Annotated in this window: 18 protein-coding genes, 1 pseudogene and 1 riboswitch; of the genes and pseudogenes, 8 read left to right on the top strand and 11 right to left on the bottom strand. The window is 70.4% G+C overall.

The features are described 5' to 3' along the window. The first annotated feature begins 74 nt into the window (after positions 1-74). The 3 genes from FSYMDG_RS11620 to FSYMDG_RS30075 all read left to right on the top strand — a co-directional run bounded on the left by FSYMDG_RS11620 (position 75) and on the right by FSYMDG_RS30075 (position 3,247). Entirely contained in the window at positions 75-1,634 is a 1,560-nt protein-coding gene (locus FSYMDG_RS11620; protein WP_013873680.1) for a lactate racemase domain-containing protein, read from the top strand. Then, positions 1,631-2,743: a lysophospholipid acyltransferase family protein gene (locus tag FSYMDG_RS11615; protein WP_013873679.1), complete on the top strand. Its 1,113-nt coding sequence runs from the start codon at positions 1,631-1,633 to the stop codon at positions 2,741-2,743. Before FSYMDG_RS11620 ends, FSYMDG_RS11615 begins: the two co-directional genes overlap by 4 nt. 153 nt (positions 2,744-2,896) lie before the next feature. Continuing rightward, complete coding sequence (locus FSYMDG_RS30075; protein WP_432763257.1) at positions 2,897-3,247, top strand: hypothetical protein; 351 nt, start codon at positions 2,897-2,899, stop codon at positions 3,245-3,247. 20 nt (positions 3,248-3,267) lie between these two features. Here FSYMDG_RS30075 and FSYMDG_RS11605 read toward each other — a convergent pair whose 3' ends face one another. After that, positions 3,268-3,519, bottom strand: a complete 252-nt coding sequence (locus FSYMDG_RS11605) for a type II toxin-antitoxin system RelE family toxin (protein WP_043603515.1) — start codon at positions 3,517-3,519, stop codon at positions 3,268-3,270. Positions 3,520-3,584: 65 nt separating this feature from the next. Then, on the bottom strand, positions 3,585-3,803 hold the full coding sequence (locus FSYMDG_RS11600; protein WP_043603512.1) for a hypothetical protein: 219 nt from the start codon (positions 3,801-3,803) through the stop codon (positions 3,585-3,587). Between the two features lie 116 nt (positions 3,804-3,919). On the opposite strand from FSYMDG_RS11600, the gene FSYMDG_RS11590 reads away from it, so the two are divergent. Further along, positions 3,920-5,097 (top strand): IS3 family transposase gene (locus tag FSYMDG_RS11590; RefSeq protein ID WP_085948540.1). Its coding sequence is split into 2 segments (ribosomal slippage): positions 3,920-4,181 and positions 4,181-5,097, totalling 1,179 coding nucleotides; the frame shifts between segments, so codons are not numbered across the junction. Here FSYMDG_RS11590 and FSYMDG_RS11585 read toward each other — a convergent pair. Beyond that, the gene (locus FSYMDG_RS11585; RefSeq protein WP_131772490.1) at positions 5,077-6,108 is read right to left on the bottom strand and encodes an esterase/lipase family protein; all 1,032 of its coding nucleotides are present in this window, start codon (positions 6,106-6,108) and stop codon (positions 5,077-5,079) included. The two genes, FSYMDG_RS11590 and FSYMDG_RS11585, sit on opposite strands and share 21 nt — an antisense overlap. 549 nt (positions 6,109-6,657) lie before the next feature. Here FSYMDG_RS11585 and FSYMDG_RS11580 point away from each other — a divergent pair. From FSYMDG_RS11580 to FSYMDG_RS11570, 3 genes are all read left to right on the top strand, one after another. Next, entirely contained in the window at positions 6,658-6,999 is a 342-nt protein-coding gene (locus FSYMDG_RS11580) for a BP74-related protein (RefSeq protein WP_013873676.1), read from the top strand. Between the two features lie 267 nt (positions 7,000-7,266). Next, on the top strand, positions 7,267-7,857 hold the full coding sequence (locus FSYMDG_RS11575) for a Uma2 family endonuclease (protein WP_013873675.1): 591 nt from the start codon (positions 7,267-7,269) through the stop codon (positions 7,855-7,857). Positions 7,858-7,866: 9 nt separating this feature from the next. Next, a complete protein-coding gene (locus FSYMDG_RS11570; protein WP_013872077.1) occupies positions 7,867-9,129 on the top strand; it encodes an IS4 family transposase in 1,263 nt (420 codons plus the stop codon). A gap of 626 nt (positions 9,130-9,755) precedes the next feature. Here the strand turns inward: FSYMDG_RS11570 and FSYMDG_RS28385 are convergent. Then, positions 9,756-9,863: pseudogene (locus FSYMDG_RS28385) on the bottom strand (tectonin domain-containing protein); the annotation flags it as partial. 727 nt (positions 9,864-10,590) lie between these two features. Between FSYMDG_RS28385 and FSYMDG_RS11565 the strand changes: the two are divergent. Continuing rightward, complete coding sequence (locus FSYMDG_RS11565; RefSeq protein ID WP_013873673.1) at positions 10,591-11,469, top strand: DNA adenine methylase; 879 nt, start codon at positions 10,591-10,593, stop codon at positions 11,467-11,469. A gap of 53 nt (positions 11,470-11,522) precedes the next feature. Here FSYMDG_RS11565 and FSYMDG_RS11560 read toward each other — a convergent pair whose 3' ends face one another. The 7 genes from FSYMDG_RS11560 to FSYMDG_RS11530 form a co-directional block, all read right to left on the bottom strand. Continuing rightward, positions 11,523-12,527, bottom strand: a complete 1,005-nt coding sequence (locus FSYMDG_RS11560) for a sirohydrochlorin chelatase (protein ID WP_083828479.1) — start codon at positions 12,525-12,527, stop codon at positions 11,523-11,525. A 226-nt stretch (positions 12,528-12,753) separates the two neighbouring features. Beyond that, positions 12,754-14,658: a precorrin-3B C(17)-methyltransferase gene (gene cobJ, locus FSYMDG_RS11555; RefSeq protein ID WP_013873670.1), complete on the bottom strand. Its 1,905-nt coding sequence runs from the start codon at positions 14,656-14,658 to the stop codon at positions 12,754-12,756. 150 nt (positions 14,659-14,808) lie between these two features. Further along, positions 14,809-15,765 carry a precorrin-4 C(11)-methyltransferase gene (gene cobM / locus FSYMDG_RS11550; RefSeq protein ID WP_013873669.1) on the bottom strand — a complete coding sequence of 319 codons (957 nt, stop codon included), beginning with the start codon at positions 15,763-15,765 and terminating at the stop codon, positions 14,809-14,811. Continuing rightward, positions 15,762-16,532 carry a precorrin-2 C(20)-methyltransferase gene (gene cobI, locus FSYMDG_RS11545; RefSeq protein ID WP_013873668.1) on the bottom strand — a complete coding sequence of 257 codons (771 nt, stop codon included), beginning with the start codon at positions 16,530-16,532 and terminating at the stop codon, positions 15,762-15,764. Before cobI ends, cobM begins: the two co-directional genes overlap by 4 nt. Continuing rightward, on the bottom strand, positions 16,529-18,040 hold the full coding sequence (locus FSYMDG_RS11540) for a cobyrinate a,c-diamide synthase (protein ID WP_013873667.1): 1,512 nt from the start codon (positions 18,038-18,040) through the stop codon (positions 16,529-16,531). The genes cobI and FSYMDG_RS11540 overlap by 4 nt, the downstream gene beginning before the upstream one ends. Then, positions 18,034-18,639 carry a cob(I)yrinic acid a,c-diamide adenosyltransferase gene (gene cobO / locus FSYMDG_RS11535; RefSeq protein ID WP_013873666.1) on the bottom strand — a complete coding sequence of 202 codons (606 nt, stop codon included), beginning with the start codon at positions 18,637-18,639 and terminating at the stop codon, positions 18,034-18,036. The genes FSYMDG_RS11540 and cobO overlap by 7 nt, the downstream gene beginning before the upstream one ends. A 3-nt stretch (positions 18,640-18,642) precedes the next feature. Beyond that, positions 18,643-20,877 carry a VWA domain-containing protein gene (locus FSYMDG_RS11530; RefSeq protein ID WP_013873665.1) on the bottom strand — a complete coding sequence of 745 codons (2,235 nt, stop codon included), beginning with the start codon at positions 20,875-20,877 and terminating at the stop codon, positions 18,643-18,645. Positions 20,878-20,980: 103 nt separating this feature from the next. Continuing rightward, a riboswitch (cobalamin riboswitch) is annotated at positions 20,981-21,106 on the bottom strand. Positions 21,107-21,265 lie beyond the last annotated feature (159 nt).

The following is a 21,265-nucleotide window of genomic DNA, read 5'->3' as shown; positions in this document are numbered from 1 at the left end:
GGACGCCGACGGCAACCCAGTGTCGTTCGGCTGAAACCACGCGTGAGGGGATCGCACAGGTGAGACCGGGGTTCGTGCTCGAAGTCGATGAGCGGACTCCTCCGCTGCTCGTCCACCAGGGTGAGGGGTTCGGGCTGGAACGTTTTCCGCTGGGTACCCGGGTGCTCTACCCGCCGGAGTCGCTGCCGGCGCTGCCGGACGTCGACGCGGCGATCAGCCGGGCGTTGGCCGAGCCGGAGAACAGCGAGCCGTTGCGGGCGCTGCTGCGGCCGGGGATGCGGCTGACGATCGCCTTCGACGACCTGTCGATCCCGCTGCCGCCGATGCGCCGGCCCGACATCCGCCAGCGGGTGATCGAGCAGGTGCTGACGCTCGCGGCCGAGGCCGGGGTCGACGATGTGGTGCTCATCGTGGCGAACGCCCTGCACCGCCGGATGACCGCCGCCGAGATCGAGCGGGCCGTCGGGGAGCGGGTGTTCCGCTCGTTCTGGCCGGACAACCTCTACAACCACGACGCCGAGGACAGGGACAACCTGCTGCACGTCGGCCTGACCGAGAACGGCGAGGACGTCGAGATCAACCGGCGGGCCGCCGAGTCGGACCTGCTGGTCTACGTCAACGTCAACCTGGTGGCGATGGACGGCGGGCACAAGTCGGTGCCGATCGGGCTGGCGTCGTACAACAGTCTGCGCCACCACCACAACAGCCACACCATGGTGCACTCACGGTCGTTCATGGACCACACCCGTTCGGCCATGCACTCCTCGGCGTGGCGGATGGGCCGGCTGCTCGCCGACCACCTGAAGATCTTCACGGTGGAGACGACGGTGAACAACGCCGCGTTCCCGGCCCGGTACGGATTCCTCACCAAACGGGAGTGGGAGTGGTCCGTGCGTGACCAGGCGATGGCGTTCGGGCTGTCGCGGGGGCTGGCCACCATGCCGACGCGTCCCCGCCGCCGGATCTTCCAGGACCTGGTCGCGGACTACGGGGTAACCGGCGTGCACGCCGGTGAGACCGAGGCCGTGCACGCGAAGACCCTGGCCAACGTGCACCGCCAGCAACTCGTCGAGGTCGATGGGCAGAGCGACGTCCTCGTTGCCGGCCTGCCGTATCTCGGGCCGTACAACGTCAACTCGGTGATGAACCCGATTCTCGCGATGTGCCTGGGCCTGGGGTACTTCTTCAACATGTACCGGGGCCGGCCGCTGGTGCGCCGCGGCGGCGCGATGATCCTCTACCATCCGGTGACGCCGGAGTTCTCCCAGCTGCACCATCCGTCGTATGTGGACTTCTTCGAGGAGGTGCTCGCCGAGTCCACCGACCCGGCGACGATCGAGGCGACCTTCGAGAAGCAGTACGCCACCGACCCCTGGTACATCCACCTGTACCGGACGTCCCATGCCTATCACGGTGTGCACCCGTTCTACATGTGGTACTGGGGCGCGCACGCCCTGGACCATCTCGGGGACGTGGTGTGGGTCGGCGGTGACCGGGCGGCCTGCTCGCGGATGGGTTTCCGGGCCGCGTCCACGCTGGCCGACGCGCTTGAGATGATCTCGTCCACGGTGGGGCGGGCTCCGTCCCTGACCTATCTGCACTCCCCGCCGCACGCCATCGCGGACGTGCGGTGACGGCGCCGGGCGGCCGGCAGCGCCCGGCGGGGATCGGGCTGCGTGAGATGGCACGCGGCTGGCGGTGGGCGTCGCGCCCACCGGTGCCCGCCTCGGCGCGGCCGTACCAGCCGGCGCCGCGGGCCCGGGAGTTCCCCACGTCGTGGGCGCGCACGCCGGCGATGCGGGCGGCCCGGGTCGCCGCGCTGGAGTTCGGGATGCGGCCCATGCTGGACGCGAACCTGTCCCTGTCGGTGGCCGGGCTGGACGCGATCGAGGGGCTGCGCACGCCCGCGGTCTTCGTGTCGAACCATTCCAGCCATCTGGACGCGCCGCTGCTGCTGTGCGCGCTGCCGCGGGACATCCGGGACCACACGGCGGTGGCCGCCGCCGCCGACTACTTCTTCGACAGCTGGTGGCGGGGTCTGGGCACGGCCTTCCTGTTCGCGACCGTGCCGATCGAACGCCGGGGCGGGGCGCCGTCGAGCGCACCCGCCGACCTGCTTGCCGGCGGCTGGAATCTGGTCATCTTCCCGGAGGGGACCAGGTCGAAGGACGGCCAGCTCGCTCGCTTCCGGTTCGGCGCGGCGCATCTGGCGATCACCTGTGGGGTGCCGGTGGTGCCGGTGGGTATCCGCGGCAGTTTCGGTGCGATGCCGCGGGGCCGGGCCTGGACGGTTCCGGGCCGGCCGGGGGTGTCGGTGCGGTTCGGCCGGCCGCTGTATCCCGCCGACAGCGACCTGCGTTCCTTCACCGGCCGTATCTTCGCCGAGGTGTCCCGGCTGATCGACGAGGACGCCACGTCCTGGTGGGATTCGCTGCGTGCGGCGCGGGAGCGCCCGGCGGTGCCGGCCCGGGCCGCGCGGTCCGCCCGGAAGGCGCGCTGGCGGCAGGTCTGGGAGGCCACCGAGCCGGTGGGAACCGCTGGTGCGGTGTCGCCGTGGCAGGCCGCGGCGCGGCGTGGATCCGCCGGCGTGACGGGCCTCTCGGGCTCCCAGGGGCTGACGGCGGCGACGGGCGCGTCACGGGAGTCGCGGGAGCCTGACGGCAGCGGGGGTGCCGGCGGTACCGACGTGGGTGGCGCTGACGCGGCAGGCGACGCAACCGGTACGTCCACCCCCGCCGGATGATCCGTTCGCAACCGTCTCATCGGACGCGAGATCGGATGTGAGAACGGTCACACACTCCTGAAAATGTGGATAGCTCTGTTCATGGCGCGGTGGGTATCCACCGCGCCGCTGGGGACCACCTGTGGGTAACCGGGGGCCTGCCGGGCAGCCCTGATGTCAAGGGTTGATCCGGGGACGCCCGGGGCCGTTAGTGGATGCATGGACCTGCGTAACCGGCCCCGCCGCCCGCATCCGCAGCACCGCTGGAAGCGGGGTACCGACACCGGCGCCCCCGTCGCCCGCCCGTCCGCCCCCGGGTCACCGCCGTCGTCCCCCCGGCCGCTGCCGCCGAGTGTGGCCCGGGTGGCCGGCCGGACCCGTCTGTCCGCGGAGCTGCTCGCCGCGCTCCTCGACGTCCAGGAACGCACCCGGGCGTCACTGGACGACATCGAACTCGCCGACGCCCTCGCCGACCGGCTGCTCGCCCGCCACCGCGACCGCCTCCGTCTTGCCGCCTCCCCCTGAACGGTGGGGCATGTCTACCCTCACGGCCGGTAGAGGTCGGCGCGGTGCTCAATGGCGACGACGTCGACGTGGTGGTCGTCGGTGTTGATGCGACAAGCGACGCGGTAGTCGCCGCGTCGCGCGCTGTACAGACCGGCGAGTTGAAGCTGGAGCGGCTTACCCACACGGTGCGGGTTGGCCGCCAGCGATCTGTAAAGGAACTCGACGACGGCGGTGGCAACCTTCTCGGGCAGACGGCGCATGGCACGTCGTGCGGGCGCGGTGAAGGCGATCTCGTAGGGGGCGCACGCCGGCGGGGAAAGGCGTGCGCCTCGCCGTGGTCGTCGGGTGGGCGGGATCAGTCTGGGAGGCGGTCCAGGAGCCAGGTGGACAGTTCTTGCGTGATGGCCGTGTGGCCGGTGTTGGTGGCGGAGCAGACGAACTCGTCCAGCTCGCTTTCCTCCTCCGGCGAGAGCTGGTTGATGTTCGCGTACAGGTCGTCCTGCCGGTCGATGTCGCGGATGGCGACGGCGCTGACCGAGGGGACGAAGCAGACCGTGGGATGGTGCAGTTCCACCCGGCCGCCGTTCTCCTCCAGCGCGTGGGCGAGGATCCGGTAGGAGTTGAGGTGGTCCCCGTTCTTCGGACAGTGATCCCTATGTGGGATAATTGATCCGTGAGCGGAGGAGATTGATGACTGAGTCCCGGCGGCGGTTCACGCCCGAGTACAAGGACGAGGCAGTGAAACTCGTCATCGATTCGGGTCGGCCGGTATCGGCGATCGCGAAGGACCTCGGTATCAACGAGGGAACCCTGGGGAGCTGGGTGGCCACCTGGCGTCGGGCCCACCAAGGCGAAGAAGAACCGCTGTCGATGTCCGAGCGTGCCCGGCTACGGGAGCTGGAGAAGGAGAACCGGGAACTCCGGATGGAGCGCGAGTTCCTCTCAAAAGCGGCAGCCTTCTTCGCGCAACGCCATCAGTGATCGATAAGTTCGAGCTGATCGCCGCGGAGAAGGACAACTACCCGATACGCAAAATGTGCCAGTGGCTCGTGGTGTCGACGTCCGGTTTCTACGACTGGTACCAGCGACCGGTGTCGTCCCGGACCCGCCGGCACACCACCCTGGACACCCAGGTGCGGGCGTTGTTCGCCGCCTCGCGCCAGACCTACGGCGCGCGGCGGATCGCCGCCGCTCTGACCGCGTCGGGCCAGCCCACCTCGGTCCGCCTCGCCCGACGGATCATGCGCCGAGCAGGGCTGAAGGCCTGCCAGCCCAGGGCCTACCGCCGCACCACGATCCCCGGCCAGGCGCCGGTGCCCACCGACCACGTCCGCCGCGACTTCACCGCCACCCGCCCCGGGGCCAAGCTCGTCGGTGACATCACCTATGTCCGTACCGGCGAAGGCTGGCTGTATCTCGCCACGGTCATCGACTGCTATTCACGGAAGGTTCTCGGCTGGTCGATGGCCAGTCACATGCGGACCGAACTCGTCGTCGACGCATTCACCATGGCCGCGTCCCGCACCACCCTTGCACCGAACGCGGTTTTTCACTCGGATCGCGGTACGCAATACACGTCCGACGCCTACCATCGCACGCTGGCACGACACGGCGTGCGACCTTCCGTAGGCGCCACCGGAGTGTGCTGGGACAACTCCGCCGCCGAATCCTTCTTTGGCACCCTGAAAAACGAACTCGTCTATCGGGAAATTTACCTAACCCGTCGTGCCGCCCGCAGTGCGATCGCCGAGTACATCGAAGTCTTCTACAACCGGCAGCGACTCCACTCCACCCTCGGCTACCACACCCCGGAACACGTCGAACGTCTCTACCTGACGAGTCGGACATCAATACCAGAGGCGGCGTAAAGCTGATATAGTCCAGTTATCGCGTGTCCGTAGAATGGGCAGCACCTCAGAGTCGAGCGCGCCGTCGAGCTCCGGGAACCCGTCGGTGGTGATCGTCCTGGCTGCGGGCGGCAGCAGGCGCCTGAGTTCGGCCACGGTGGTGCCGTTGCCCGTGGCCTGGGTGTAGAGGGTGGTACCGGGGAAGACAACACCGTTGATCTTCAAGGCGATCTCGCCGGGCGGGAGGCTGATACCCCTACCGTCACCGGCGCCGTTGGCGACACCGATCCCGCGGGGCCGCCGAGGCCATCTGCCGACTCTGTCCAGCGCCTGTAGGAACTTGCCGCGCTCGGGGTCCTGCCTGATCTCACCGTTCTCGCTGTTGTAGTGCCGCCAGAGCATCTGACGTGCGGCCACGCTGTTCAACTGCCTGGCGAAGTCGTTCTCCTGCCCCGGGACGAGGCTTGGGATGAAGTGGGCGAACGCCTGGAGCGCGATGGGGATGACAGCGCCGCGGTGCGGGCTGTCGTAGGAGAAGTACAGCTCCGTTTGATGATCGATGCTCTCGTACTCCATCCTGGCCAGCGCGTAGCGGGTGATGAGGCCGCCCATGCTGAAGCCGCCGACGATCAGCGGCTTGTAGTCCCGGCGCTCCGCGATGGTGCGGAGGACGGCCTCGGTCGCGGCCTGAGCATTGTCCAGGATGGAGGCGGTGCGCTCCTCGAAGCCGAGCAGGATGACGGTCCTGCCCTGGCTGCGCAGGGTGCTGATGAGCGGGAAGTCCGCCTCGAGGCCCTGGTAGAGCCACTCCAGGTTGCTCCTGCCCAGGTTGAAGCCATCGGCCATGATCACCGGCCGTTCGATGCCGGAGCTGCCCTCGCCGTAGTAGACCCAGGCGAAGCCGTTACGCAGTTGCCATTCCTGGTCCGGCCTTGGCAGCGGGCCGGGAGCACCCGGCTCGGTGGTCAGCGGATCGGCGATGGTCAGCCTGCCGAGGGCCTGCTCCGCCTGATCGCTCTGCTGTTCGGACAACACTCCTCCTCTGGCTCGCACGCGGTACAGCGGTCCTACCGGCCCGCGCTCCGTGGGGGGATGTATGAGATGACGGGCGGCATCGTAGCCGAGTCGATCAATCTGATGCACGGATGGCAATCGTATGATTACTAATAGTATGAAAAAATGGTCGGACCGGGCGTCGCCACAACCGGGCCCGCCGACCGGAATCAGCCCACCTTGATGCCGTTTTCCGTTCTGATGCCCTTCAGGAGCTGATTCGCTGGCGAGCGTGAATCCAGTGTAGTACGGTCCGTCACGTCAGCCCTTCAGGGCGGTCGGAACATTTGCTTCGCAGCAGTAAAGGAGGGGATGCGAAGCTTTGGCCGCTCGGGACCGGATATCGACGGAGTGACCGGCGTATGGTCCTCGTCGAAATAAATCCGAGCACGTTGACGAAACCGGTCACACCGGTCACAGTAATGACCACGACGACCGGGCTGACGCATGTCGGTCGTCACCTGCCGGCCACACCGGTGCCGCGGCAGATCATTCATTTTTCTCAGTCAGGACAGCCAGGAGTCTTCCATGGCCTACTTCGCGTTCACGGAACAACCAGGACAGGAGTTCATCTTCGAGCTCACGGACCCCGATAAAATCACCCACGCCCGCAACATCATCGCCGGAGTGGAGAAGGAAGAGGTGCACGTCACCGGAAAGATCCGGAAAGTACAGAAGCCCTACAACCCGAAGTACAGCTTCCATCTCGAGCCGGCGAGCATCTCGTTCTTCTCGATGGCGATCGAGGTGTGTGACGCCAACATGGACTATGTCGAGGAGCACCTGGATGAGGCCGGTGGGGCGTTCCTCCCCGGGGCCCACTGGTGTCCGTGGGACTCGCGGGTGACCCGTGAGGTCACGATGCCCTGAACGCGTCCTGTACGCCTGCCAGCCCCGGGAGCGTCGCCGTTGCGCGGCGCCCCGGGGCGGTATGGCGCCGCCATGATCGGTGAACGCCGCGGATGCACTCGTCCCGCTCGGCGAGGCGGGTGCGTTCCCTCCTCGTTTCATGACTGGTTTCATGACTGACAGTAGGGGCCACCTGTGGACAACGCAGGTTATCCACAGATCGTTGTACGGTCTGGTGCGGAGGGTGTGTGGTGATCAGTCTGGCGTTGTGACTGAGAGGAGCTCATCATGGTGGTCATGGCGGTCGCCTACGAGGATCTTCCGATTCGGGACGACGGGTTCACCGTCGACGATCTGGAGGAAATGCCCGACGACGGTCGGCGCTACGAGCTGGTGGACGGGGTGCTCCTGGTGAGCCCGGCGCCCCGCTGGGAGCATCAGCGCGCCTGCCTGAACCTCGCGATCATCCTTGAGGCGGCCAACCGCGAAGGCTCGGATGATCTGGTCGTCTTCGGACCGACGCCGGATGTGCGCAAGGGGCGGCACACCAGCGTCCAGCCGGACGTGTGCGTGGTCCGCCGCGACGACCTCGTGCGTGGCGAACGCTACCTGGCTGTTCCGGTGCTGGTCGTCGAGGTTCTCTCCCCCAGCAGTCTGGGCATCGACCGGCTGCTCAAACGCGACGTCTACGCCCGTCTCGGCGTCCCCCACTACTGCAATGCCGCTCAATTAGGCTGGAGGGGCGTCCGTCCATCCCGACACGCCAACGCCCGATCCCGCATCGATCAACTTCTGAACACGGCATCCAGTCACGTTCCTCAACGTCGATCAGTAGGCGGCGGAGTGCTCATGCCGCGATTTCGGCCGGTCGGCAGATAGAATCCAGATGTGGTGCGCCTTCGCCAGGTAGTTGAATTGCCAGCCGTTGACAACGACCGGCTGACCGACCGCATCTCGATCGGTGTGCTCGCCAGAATCGTTCCCCGGGACCTCGTCGAAGAGGTACTGGTGGAAACGAAGCGGCAGGAACGGCGTACCAGGCTGCTGCCAGCCCGGGTCATGGTGTACTTCACCATGACGATGTGCCTGTTCTTCGACGATGACTACGAAGAAGTCATGCGTAAACTCGCCGGTGCGTTGAGATGGCTGGGGAACTGGCAGGGTGACTGGAAAGTCCCGACCACCGGGGCGATCTCGCAGGCACGGATCAGGCTCGGTGCCGCCCCCCTGAAGGTCCTGTTCGAACGTGTCGCTGTGCCGGTCGCGGGGCTGGGTACCAAGGGCACTTGGCTGCGTTCCCGGCGGCTGATGGCGATCGACGGGTTCTTCCTCGACGCCGCAGACACCCCCGAGAACGTGGCCAGGTTCGGGCGGTCCACCAACGGACACAAGGCCAGCGCTCTGCCCCAGGTCCACGTCGTCGCGCTCGCCGAATGCGGCACGCACGCGATCGTCTCCGCCGCGGTCGGTCCCCGTGCCAGCGACGAACGTGCTCTCGCCGCCACCCTGCTCGACGCCTGCGAACCCGGGATGCTCCTCACCGCCGACCGTTACTTCTACAGCTTCGACCTCTGGCAGCAGGCGCTCGACACCGGCGCGGACCTGCTCTGGCGAGTCAAATCCGATCTCACGCTACCGGTCATCCGGTCCCTTCCCGACAGCTCCTACCTCTCTATCATCGTCAACCCGAAAATCAGAGGGAAACAGCGGAACCAGATCATCGCCGACGCCCGCGCCGGCCGCGACTTTCCCGAGGACTCCGCGACACCCGTCCGCGTCATCGAATACACGGTGCCTGACCGCACAGGATCCGGAACCGGAGAACTGATCTGCCTCATCACCAATATCCTCAACCAGACCGACATACCAGCGGTGGAACTCGCCACGGCCTATCACGAGCGCTGGGAAATCGAAAACATCTTCGATGAGATTAAGACACACCAGCGGGGCGAAGCCCGCGTCCTACGCTCGAAACTCCCGGACCTGGTGGAACAAGAGATCTGGGCGCTGCTCCTCAGCCACTACGCAATCCGATGTCTCATGTGCGAGGCCGCCGACGAAGCCGACGTCGACCCGGACAGGCTATCCTTCATGCGATCACTACGCGTCGTCCGCCGCCAGGTCACCGACCAGGCGGATTTTTCCCCCTGAGGACCACACGCACGCGCTCCGGGAAACCTTCACAGAGATCACCGAACGGCTTAACCCCGTGCGCCTCCACCGCACGTACCCACGCACCATCAGACGAGGCCGACACAACGCCTACCGAGTCAAAAGCCCAACAGACACCGGCACCAAGCATGATCAATCACCGAAGATCATGCTCGCTCGGGCCGCTTAACTAAGCGCCATTGCCCACTACTGGATCGTCGACACCGACAGCCCCTCGATCACCACCCTCGCGCTCACCGGGGCCGAGTACTTCGAGGTCGGCACAGTCCACGGTGACGAGGTTCTGACGGTCACCGCGCCGTTCCCGCTGACCATCTCCCCTTCCCAGCTCCTCCTTACCTGAAGCACATCCGTGGTGATGTCCGGGCGCGTTCCGACCTGTGCCATCGGATATGCAACTTTCCGCTTCGCTCTCCTCCGGCGGACGGGCCCTCCGATCGGCGGAACCGCTCGCCCGGTATTGGCCATGATAATGATTATTATCTCAGCCGTGCGAATGCATCCATCTCTGGATCATGTTCGGCTGGATGTCGAGATGGCGGATCGCGCTCTCCCCGGTCCGTGCACGGACCGGGGAGAGCGCACGTGATGTGGCTGGCGGGTCCTTACCCGTCCTGGTCTCCGGTGTAGCGGTAGATATTACCGGCGGCGTTCACGCCCCACACTGTGCCGTCGGCGGCCGCACCGATGTCGACCAACGCACCAGGAATGTTGACCCACGGATTCGCGTCGTTCTGTCACCCGCGGTTTATCTGACATGCCGGAAGGCAGCCCCAGCACTTCTGCGAAGGTACTCGAGGATGTCTCCGTACGCGAGAACTGCAACGTGGTCCAACGTCGCTCGCCCAGGCAGGGAAATTCCTTTCCATGGCGGAGAGTCACCGCCATGAGCGCCGTCGACCAGACCTCGACCCGGTTGCGCCGAACGATTTATGATGATCATCTGTTCGAATCTTTCTGGTGTCGCGGATTCGATGACGGTGGTGTTTGCGGCCGTGCTGACAGGGCCGTTTCACAGCTGACGGTCCGGATCAGTCGCCTCCGGCCACGATCGGAGTGGCCTGGCCTGGACGGATGCCTCCGGCGCGTCGGAGCATGCTGGGGGTGGGCGCGCCCACCCCCAGCGATCACTGCATTCCCGGTGCTTCATGATTGCCATGGGGAGGACGTCCCCGAAGATGTCATCCCGTCGATGTCACCCTTGTGACCGAGGGATCACCGGCAAGCCTTGATCCGAACCGGTCGATCGAATTTTTTACTGAAAATAATCAGATCTTCCGCTTAGAGCTCGCACGCGATGTCGGATTTCCGACATCAGGGCACGCTGTGGTAGAGCCCGGGTTCCGCGGTTCGTGGGTACACGGCGAAGATCGTCGAGGTGAAACCGTGGGTCGCGGAGCGCCGTCGGGCCCTGTCGCACGGAACATGTAGTCTTGACGGGTGCAGCCGACGGGTCTGCGGACCACGAGCCGTATCCCCGCCGAGAAGCCGTTTCTGAAGTGGGCTGGTGGCAAGACCCGATATGCGAGCGTGCTCGTGGGGCTGGCGCCGGAGTTCACCGGCGCGTACCGGGAGCCCTTTCTCGGTAGCGGCGCGGTGTTCTTCGAACTGGGGCCCGGCCGCGCCGTTCTCTCCGACGCGAACGAGGAGCTCGTCGTCTGTTTCCGGGTCGTCGCCGAGGATCCGGAGCCGGTCATGGCGCGGCTCGACGAGATGCCCAACACGCCCGAACACTTCGAACACGTGCGCCGGCAGCGTCCCCAGGATCTCAGTGACCTCGACCGGGCCGCCCGGGTCGTCTACCTCAACAAGACGAGTTTCCGGGGGCTGTGGCGGGTGAACTGTCGCAACGAGTTCAACACGCCGTACGGCGCCTACGACCGTCCCTACTACAATCGGACGACATTTCTGCGGGCCGCCCGGGCGTTGAGCGGCGCCGTTGTCAGAGTGGCCGACTTCGAGCAGGCGATCGACGACGCCGAAACGGGTGACTGGGTGTACTGCGACCCGCCGTACGTACCACTCGGTGGCTGGGCCGATTTCAAACGGTACACCGCCGGCCAGTTCGGGGCGGACGACCAGGTGCGGCTTTACAGGGCGATGCGTCGCGCGGCCAACCGGGGGGTTTTCGTCACCATGACCAACAGCGACACGCCGTTCGTGCACGAACTGTTCGGCGGCGACTTCCATATCCTGCGGCTGCCCACCCGGCGTGACATCAACCTGAACGCGTCCGCCCGGCGTAGCTGGGACGTGGTGGTGACCACCTACGATCCGCCCGTGCCCGCACAGGTCCTCGTCGACCGCCGGGCGCGGTAGCCGCGAACGACCCCGGCCGGGCCGTGGCCGGGTCGGATACGGACGCCGGCCGTTCAGAGCGTCCGGGATACATGCCGGTGATGACCATGGCCGTGACCATGGCCGTGACCGTGGCCATCACCGACCTGACCGTGGTCATGGCTGTGGCCGCGGTCGTCATGGTGATCGTGGTGGTGGTGTCCGTGGGGATGCGCGGGATCGTCCGGATGGTCGTGGGGGGTCTGGGGGGCGGCCACCCGGTGCTCGAAGCCGGGCAGCGCGATCCGGTACAGGCAGGTGTCGCAGTTCATCCGGATGTCCCCGGCCAGCGCCTCGGCGAAGCGCTCGAACACCAGGTCCACCAGGGCGTCACTGTCGCCGAGCAGGCCCGCGCAGCGCACGTCGACGTCGGGATGTTCGGCGGCCCAGGCGGTGGCCTGACTGACCACCCGCTCCGGCAGGACGCCGGTGAACAGGAAGTAGGGCGCCACCACGATCCGGTACGCCCCCAGCCGGCGGCAGCGCTCCAGGCCGGCCGGCACACCCGGCTCGGCCAGGCTGATGAACGCCGGTTCGACACCGATGAACCCGCGTCCCTCCCACAGCAGCCGGGCGACCTTGGCGATCTCGGCGTTGGCGTCCGGGTCGGTGGAGCCCCGGCTGACCAGCAGCACAATCACCTTCGCCCGCTCGGCGTGCGGGTAGACCGCGTCGATCCGCTCGTCGAGCGCCGTCAGCAACGTCGGATGCGGGCCGAGCGGGCGTCCGTAGGTGTAGCGCAGACCGGGATGGCGGGCGCGTTCGCGGGCGAGCGCGCCGGGGATGTCGCCCTTGGCGTGCCCGGCGGAGACCAGGGTCAGCGGTACCACCGCGAGCCGCCGGTGGCCGGCGTCGACGAGGCGGGCCACCGCGTCGGCCACCGGCGGGCGGGACAGCTCGATGAACCCGCCGTCCACCGGCGTCCCGTCGGCCCGTTCACGGACCCGTTCGACGAACTCCTGGAACTGCGCCACCCCGGCCGCGCTGCGGGTCCCATGCCCGACGATCAACAGCGCGGACGCGGGCGGAGCGCCGTCCATGCCACTGTTCGTGGCCACATCCGCGGCCGTGGCCACGTTCAGGTCCGCATCCGATCCTGCGCCTGGGTCCGTCACGGGTTCAGCCCCTCATGCAGCGGTGCGTTGGACACGGCGGGCACTGACACGGCCGGCATCGACAGCGGTGGCGACGGCGGCGTGCCAACGGTTCTCCCCGACCGGTGGAGCGTGCGGGCAGGGCCGCCACACGCGGCCCGGGCCTGGTCGGTCAGCTCCACCGGTACCCCCTCGAGGTGACGACGTGCCCGGCCACGACACAGGTGTGGGTGCTGCCGACGACCACCGTCGTCGTCATGCCGACCAGCTCCAGCCGTGGCGCCGGGGTGGCGGTCAGCTCCCCGATCGTGGCGACGGTGACCTGCTGGGCCGGGCGGAAGGCGTCGGTGACGATACCCACCGGGGTCGACAGCGGACGGTGGGCGGCCAGCAACGTCAACGCCCGCGGCAACTGCCAGGTCCGCGCTTTGCTGCGCGGGTTGTAGAACGCGACGACGACGTCGGCCCGCGCCGCCGCCCGGACCCGCTGTTCGATCACGTCCCAGGGGGTGTGCAGATCCGACAGGCTGATCATCATGTGGTCGTGGCCGAGCGGCGCGCCGAGCAGCGCCGCGGCGGACAGCGCCGCGGTCACCCCCGGGACGCCCACCACGTCGAAGGATCCGTCGGCCCGTTCCAGTGCCGGGCTGCCCATCGCGTAGACGCCGGCGTCCCCGCTGCCGATGAGCGCGACCGCGTGACCGGCGCGGGCGGCATCCACGGCCGCGCCGGCGCGTGCCTCCTCCGCTCCGAGGCCGCTGGCGAGCACGCGCGCGCCCGGCCGGATCAGGTCGCGGACGGAGTCGAGGTACTGGTCCAGACCGACGATCACGCTGGCGCGGGCGAGTTCGCGGGCGGCACGTGGGGTGAGCAGGTCCCGGTCGCCCGGGCCGAGGCCGACGATGGCCAGCCGGCCGCGGGGACGGTGCCGGGCCACCGCCACCGTGGCGTGCGCGCTCACCTGTTTGGGCACGACGAGCTCGGCGGTGCCGGTGGATGTGCCGCCCCCGTCGGGGCCGAGCAGGCTCGCCGCCTCGGCGACGCTCGGCGTGCCGACCGCGGCCCGCACCACCTCGGAGGGATGCGGGACGTCGACGGCCGCGAGCGCCGCGGCCGGGTGCACGACCAGCGGCCAGCCGAACGCGCGGGCGGCGGCGACGATGCCGGCCTCGTCCCGTTTGGCCTCGACGGTGGCGAGGTGACGCACGGCCAGCGGTGACAGCCCGGCGTCGGCCAGCGCGCGTTCGACGAGGCCGATGATCTCGTCGGCGGGCACGCCCCGGCTCGCGCCGACCCCCACGACCAGGCTGGGCGGCCGGTAGACCACCGCGGGCGCCGGCGGCGCGACGACCCGATCGGTGATCACGATGGCGGACGCCGCCGGCCGATCCGGCGGAACCGGCGTGGCCGGCGCACTGCTCCCGTCGGGTTCAGCGGCGTCACCGAGGGTGCCTGGACCAGCGGGAACGGGATGATCGGCGGGTCCGGTCCGGCCAGTGAGATCGGTGAGATCGGCGGGCCGGACCGTTCCCGGCAACGGCGGCAGCGGCCAGACCGCGTCCGTGTACAGGGTCACGGGCTCCTCGGCGAGCAGCGCCGTGCCCACGGTGGCGAGCCGTGATCCGGGCTCGACGCGCAGGCCGATGTCGGCGCCGAATGAGTCGAGGGCGGGGACCGCGGCGGCGTCACTGGCAGTGGTCACGACGGCGGTCGCGCCGAGCGTGGCGGCGACCCGTTCGGCAAGGTCGTTGGCTCCGCCGGAGTGCCCGCCGACGAGGGCGACCGCCCACCGGCGCGCCTCGTCCACGCAGACCACCCCCGGGTCGCTGTCCTTGCCGGTGAGCAGGCCGCCGGCGTGCGGGCCGCCGGCCAGCAGCCGGACGGTCGCGCCGGTCGCGAGGAAGCAGACCACCCCGGCGCATTCGGTGACGGCGGCGGTGAGCGCCTCACGGGCCGTGCCGTCGTAGTGGCGGGAGTCCGGCCAGGACCGTTGCAGATCCCGGGCGGCCGCGCGGCCGGCGGCGGTCACCGCGACCAGGCCGATGCCCGACCGGCCCGGCGTCCTGGCGTCCGTCATCGTGACCATCCGTCATCATGATTGTTCATTGCGATGCGCACCGACGCGTTCTCCCCAGCGGACGGCCGTTCCTGTCGATCGCCGCCAGCCGTACGGCCTCACCCGGGACGGTTTCGTGGCGGTCTGCGTGGGACACCCCAACGAATATGATCATGCTGGCCCGGTTCCGCGGGCATCCGTCGGTGAGTCGGATGAGGGCCAGGGCTGTGAGGTACGGGATTCCTCGGGCGTAGGAGGACCGTCGCGGACAGGAGCGTCACGGACAGGAATGTCACGGACAGAGGAGGGCCGGGAGTCGCCCAGGGTCGTCCGCAGCGCGCTGCGAGCGGTCCGGTCGGCCCGGCGGAACCCGTGGAAGTGGCCGGGGTGGTACAGGTGTGAGCGGGTCCCGCCGGCGGCGAGGGCGGGGCCGACCAGCACCAGCGTGTGCTTCCACAGCTTGTGCTCACGGATCGTGGCAGCGAGGTCGGCGAGTGCGCATCGCACGATCAGCTCGTCCGGCCAGCTCACCCGGTAGGCGACCACGCAGGGTGTCTCCGGTGGGTAGCCGCCGGCGGTGAGCTCGGCCTGCAACTGGCCGGAGCGGGCCGCCGAGAGGAACAGCGCCATGGTCGTGCCGTGCGCGGCGAACCGGGCCACCTCCTCCCCGGGCGGCATCGGGGTCTTCCCGCCGGCAAGCCGGGTCAGGATCACCGACTGGGCCACCTGCGGGACGGTCAGCTCGCGCCCGACGGCCGCGGCGGCCGCGGTGAAACTGCTGACCCCGGGGACGATGTCGGTGGCCAGCCCCAGTTCGGCGCAGATCTCCAACTGTTCCTGCAGCGCCCCCCACAGCGCCGGGTCACCGGAGTGGATGCGGGCCACCGCGAGCCCGCTGCCCGCGGCCCGCCGGTAGATCTCGTGTACGCCTTCCAGCGGCAGCCCGGCCGAGTCGACGATCTCGGCGTCGCTGTGGGCATGGGTGAGCACGTCCGGGTGCACCAGCGAGGACGCCCAGATGACCACGTCCGCCTCGCCGATCACCCGGACGGCGCGCAGGGTGAGCAGGTCCGCGGCCCCGGGGCCGGCTCCGACGAACGTGACCCGCCCGGGTGGGCGGGCGGTCATACCGGCCACTGCCGGCGCCGCGTCGAGATCACCGTGGACAGGTAGGGGCCAGGCTGGTCGCGGGGCAGGTCGGCGGCGAGGCGGATGTCCTCCTCGGGCAGGCCCGTGCAGGCACCGTAGACGGCCGCGCCGTGCGTGCCGGCCAGCCGGTCGGCCTCGGCCAGCACATCGAGGACCTGCGGCAACGCGCGCCCGCCCTTGTAAGCGATCACGGTGTCGTGGTCGGCCACCGCCCGGCGGTAGGCGTCCACCCCGGCGGTCAGCGGCAGCAGCGCCACGGTCTCGGTGCCCACTGCCAGCACCGTGCCGGAGCGGGCGGCAAGATCCTGCATGGCCATGATGCCGGGGACGGTCTCGATGGTGACCTCCGGTAACAGTGCCCGGACCCGGGCGGCCAGCGTGGTGAAGGTCGAGTAGACGTTCGGATCACCAATCGTGGCGAATGCGACACTGCCCGTGGGGTGTTCGCGTAGGGCCTGGCTGACGGTGACCGCCGGGGCGTCGTAGTCGGCGTCGCCGGTCATCCGGAACGCCACCTGGCGGATCCGGTCGTGGGTGACGTGCGCGCGCACGGTCGCCTCGGCCCGGCCCGGCGGCGGTAGCCCCTCGCTGACCGGGACGAACACGACGTCGGCCCGCTCCAGCGTCCGCACGGCCCGGATTGTCACCAGATCCGGGTCACCGGGGCCGACACCGACGCCGACCAGCCGGCCGCGGACCGGCACGGTGCCGCCGCCCTCACCGCCCTCGACGTTCCCGCCGCTCATCGCGCTCCTCCCGCGGGCCGTCCCGCGCTGGGAGCGGCGGCGGCTGCCGCGGGAGCCGAAACATCTGCCGCGGACGGTCCGGACGATCTTGCTTCGCGGGCCGTGGCGACGAACCGGCGGGCCGCCCCGGGCACGCCGGCCCAGTGCAGGTGCAGGTAGGAGGCGTGCACGTTGCCGTGTACGAAACCCTCCGTCCGGTCGTCGACCCGCCAGGCCGGCCGGGGCACGTCCCCGGCGGGAACGGTGGCGGCGGCAGTGACGACCGACGTGTGGTGGAACTCGTGCGCGGTCACCACGGTACCGGCGGTGACGACCGGGTTGTCGCAGACAGCTACCGCCTGGCGGTAACCGAGAGTGAGACGTGGCCCCATCGTCGTGTCCGCGTCGAGGATCCCGCACATGGGATGCCCGTCGAGGGAGCGGGCCAGGTAGAGCAGGCCGGCACACTCGGCGACGATCGGCGCGCCCCGGCGCGCCAGCGCGACCACCTCGGCCCGCAGCGGCGCGTTGGCCGCGAGCGCGGCGGCGTGCTCCTCGGGGAACCCGCCGCCGATCACCAGCCCGTCGGTGCCGTCCGGAAGTTTTTCGTCACGCAGCGGGTCGACGGTGGCGATCTCGGCCCCGGCGGCGCGCAGCAGCTCGACCTGTTCGGCATAACCGAACGTGAACGCGGACCCGCCCGCGACGGCGATCCGCACCGGCCGCCGGCCGGCAGGCCCGCCGCGCCTGGCCGTCGCCTCGGCCACGGCGTCCGACGGTGTCCAGGGGCGGACGTCCAGCGGCGGGGCCGAGCGGGCCAGCGCGAGCACGGCGTCGAGATCGCAGGAGGCGGCGACCAGCGCCCCCAGCGCCCGGACCGCCTCGGCCGCGGCCAGCGCCCGCTCGGCCGCCGGCACCAGCCCGAGATGCCGCGAGGGCACCGCGGCAGTGTCGTCCCGGCGCAGCACCCCCAGCACGGGGATGCGCAGGCCGGCGACGGCGTCCCGCAGCAGGCGCTCGTGGCCGGCCGAGCCGACCCGGTTGAAGACGACACCGGCCAGGCGCACCCGCCGATCCCAGGTGGCGAAGCCGTGCACCACGGCCGCGGCCGAGCGGCCCGCGGCGGACGCGTCCACGACCAGCACGACCGGGGTGGCGGTCAGCCGGGCCGCATGGGCGGCCGAGGCGAAGTCCGCGGGCTGGCCGGGCCGCGGCACCGACACCCCGTCGAACAGGCCCATCACCCCTTCGACGACGGCGATGTCGGCGCCGTGGGCGCCGTGGGCGAGCAGGGGGCCGATGCGTTCCTCGCCGCAGAGCACGGCGTCGAGGTTGCGCCCGGGGCGGCCGGTGGCCAGGGCGTGGTAGCTCGGGTCGATGTAGTCCGGGCCGACCTTGTGCGGGGAGACCCGCAGGCCGCGGGCGGTCAGGGCGGCCATCAGCCCGGTCGCCACGGTGGTCTTGCCCGCGCCGCTGGCCGGGGCCGCGATCAGCAGCCGGGGCAGGACGATGCCGGGGCCGCTCACCATTCGATCCCCCGCTGGCCCTTCTGGCCGGCGTCCATCGGGTGCTTCACCTTGGTCATTTCGGTCACCAGGTCGGCGGCGTCGAGCAGTTGTGGTGGCGCGGCGCGGCCGGTGATGACGACGTGCTGGCGCCCGGGCCGGGTGAGCAGCGTCTCGACGACCTCGGCCACGTCGAGCCAGCCCCACTTCAGCGGGTAGGTCAGCTCGTCGAGGACGTAGAGCCGGTAGGTCTGCGCGGCCAGGTCCCGGCGGATCTGTTCCCAGCCCTCGCGCGCGGCGTCGGCGGGCTGGGCGTCCGGGTCGATGCGGCGCTGCACCCAGCTCCAGCCCTCGCCCATCTTGTGCCAGGCGACCGTGCCGCCCTCCCCGGTGGCGGTCAGCGTGCGCAGCGCCCGTTCCTCCCCGATTCGCCACTTCGCGGACTTGACGAACTGGAACACCCCGACGGGCCAGCCCTGCGCCCAGCCGCGCAGGGCCAGCCCGAACGCCGCGGTCGACTTCCCCTTGCCGTCACCGGTGTGGACGATCAGCAGCGGGCGGTCCCGGCGGGCCCGGGTGGTCAGGCCGTCGTCGGGTATCACGGCCGGTTGTCCCTGCGGCATCCCTCAGGCCACCTTCCCGGGCTGGGTGGGAGCTGTCGGCCCAACGGTCGGTTCGGCGGGCCCGCCGAACCGGGCGGAGCCCGATCCCGCCGGCCGTATCGGGCGCACGGGACCGGCGGGGACCGTGGGGCCGGTGGCGACCGCCGGGCCGGCTGCCGACAGGGCGGCCAGCGGGACGGTCGTGCCACCGAGGGCGGTGGCCAGCCGCCCGGCCAGGCCCAGGCGGACGTAGCCGCTCTCGCAGTCGACGACGACGCTGGCTACCCCGGCGCGGGCCAGCGCGTGCGCGGCGGCGGCCGGATCCGGGCCGGTGGTGCACCGCCCGTCGGTGACGACGACCAGCAGCGCGCGCCGGTCGGGGTCACGCCGGCGTTCGGCGGCCAGCACCTGCCCGGCGCGGGTGAGCCCGGCGGCGAGCGGGGTGCGCCCGCCGGTCGGCAGGGAACGCAGCCGGGCCGCACCCACCTCCACGCTCGATGTCGGCGGCAGGACGACCTCGGCGCTGGCACCCCGGAAGGTGATCATTCCGATCCGGTCACGGCGCTGGTAGGCGTCCAGGAGCAGGGAGAGCACGGCGGTGGTGACCGTGCGCATCCGGGCGCGGGCGGCCATGGAGCCGCTGGCGTCCACCACGAACAGCACCAGGTTGCCCTCGCGTCCCTCCCGGACAGCGCCGCGCCGGTCGGACGGCCGCAGCAGCAGCCCCGGCCCGCGGCGTCCGCGGGCCCGCTGCCAGGGCGCGGCCGCCCGCAGGGTCGCCGGCAGGTGCAGGCCGGCGGCCTCCGGTGAGTCGGTGACCACCGCGCCGTGACGGGTGCGGGCCCGGGAGCGCCGCCCGGCGGTGCCAAGGCCGGTACCGACGTCGGGGATCTCCAGGCGGCGGGGGCGGAAGGTCGGGCCGGGTGGGCCGGCGGGACGGACGTCGGCGGTGTCGGTCTGCCCGCGCGACGGGTCAGGCTGCTCGTACCCGCTGTGTTCGGACGCGGTGGTCGGCCCGCAGGCGGGCCGCGGTTCCGCCGCCGCGCCTGTTTCCGTTCGTTGCGTTTCCGCCCGGTGCAGGGGTTCCGATTCCGCCGGGCGCGGGGTCGGCAGGTCGCCGGCCGACGTGGGCGGTGGCCCGTCGCCGGCATGTCCGTCACGGCTGTCGGCAGCGGCGTCGCCGTGGCCGGCGGCGGATCCGCTGCCACCGCCGCCGGCCGGCGGCGGTCCGTCCGGGTCCGTAGACGGCTCCCCCGCTTTTTCCAGGGCGTCGGCGAGGGTGTCCTCGTCCAGGCCGGGGGCGTCGAACGGGCCTCGGCGGCGCCGGTGCGGCAGTGCCAGGCGGGCGGCGCGGCGGATGTCGTCGGCGGTGACGCGCTCGCGGCCCTCCCAGGCGGCCAGCGCGATCGCGGTGCGGGCGGTGACCACGTCCGCGCGCATCCCGTCCACGTCGAAGGCGGCGCAGACCGCGGTGACCTGGCGCAACGCCGTCTCGGAGAGCTCCACGGCGGGCAGGCGGTCACGGGCGGCGGCGATCCGGGCGGCGAGGGCGGCGTCCTGCCGCGCCCAGGCGGCGGTGAAGGCCCGCGGGTCGGCGTCGTAGGCCAGTCGGCGGCGCACCACCTCGGCGCGTACCCGCGGGTCCCGGCTGGCGGCGACCTCGACGGTCAGCCCGAACCGGTCCAGCAGCTGCGGGCGCAGCTCGCCCTCCTCCGGGTTCATCGTCCCGACCAGCAGGAACCGGGCGGCGTGGCGGACCGACACCCCGTCGCGCTCGACGTGGGCGACACCGAGCGCGGCCGCGTCCAGCAGCAGGTCGACAAGGTGATCGTGCAGGAGGTTGACCTCGTCGACGTAGAGCAGGCCGCGGTGGGCGGCGGCCAGCAGCCCGGGGCGCAGCGCCGTGACGCCTTCGGCGAGCGCCCGGTCGAGGTCGATCGACCCGGTCACCCTGTCCTCGGAGGCGCCGACCGGCAGCTCCACCATCCGCACCGCCCGGGTCACGGCGGGGCCGTCGGGCGGATGCGGGCCGTCGGGGCAGTCGGCGTCGCCAACTGCCGGGTCGCAGGCGAACCGGCAGTTGGTCACCACCCGCAGGGGCGGGAGCAGGGCGGCGAGCCCCCGCACCGCCGTCGACTTGGCGGTGCCCTTCTCCCCCCGGACGAGCACCCCGCCGATGGCCGGTGACACAGCGTTGAGGACGAGGGCGAGCCGCAGGTCGTCCATACCCACCACCGCGGACAGCGGGTAGGCCGTCATCGTGCTCCCGACCGTGCGCCGGGCACCGGCTGGCGGGCGTGAACGGGCATGCCGCGGTCCTCCCTCGGGTTTCCTCGCCCTCGGTAACGGTGCGGACGGCCGAAGTATCCCGGCTCCCGGATCAGTGCTCCCCCTCGGCCTTCCGGACGCCTACACGTCCGTGACACACGGTGAGGGTTCGCTCCCCGGTTACGGTGGCGGGACCGCGCCGGATTCCCACCGGCTTCCTCCACTGCCGTCGCCCACCCAGCATGGCACAACCCGCCACCACGCGGACCCCTTCGCCCTGCCCGCACTCTTACCTTCACCCGTACGCTCCGGCATCTGATGTCGCGTGCGGCATCAGATGCCGCGTGCGGCGGCTGTGCGGCCGGGCGGTCGTGGACAG

This window comes from Candidatus Protofrankia datiscae (assembly GCF_000177615.2).
GTDB lineage: Bacteria > Actinomycetota > Actinomycetes > Frankiales > Frankiaceae > Protofrankia > Protofrankia coriariae.
Note: the sequence above shows the minus strand (reverse complement) of the source record. Positions and strands in the feature narration are given on the sequence as shown.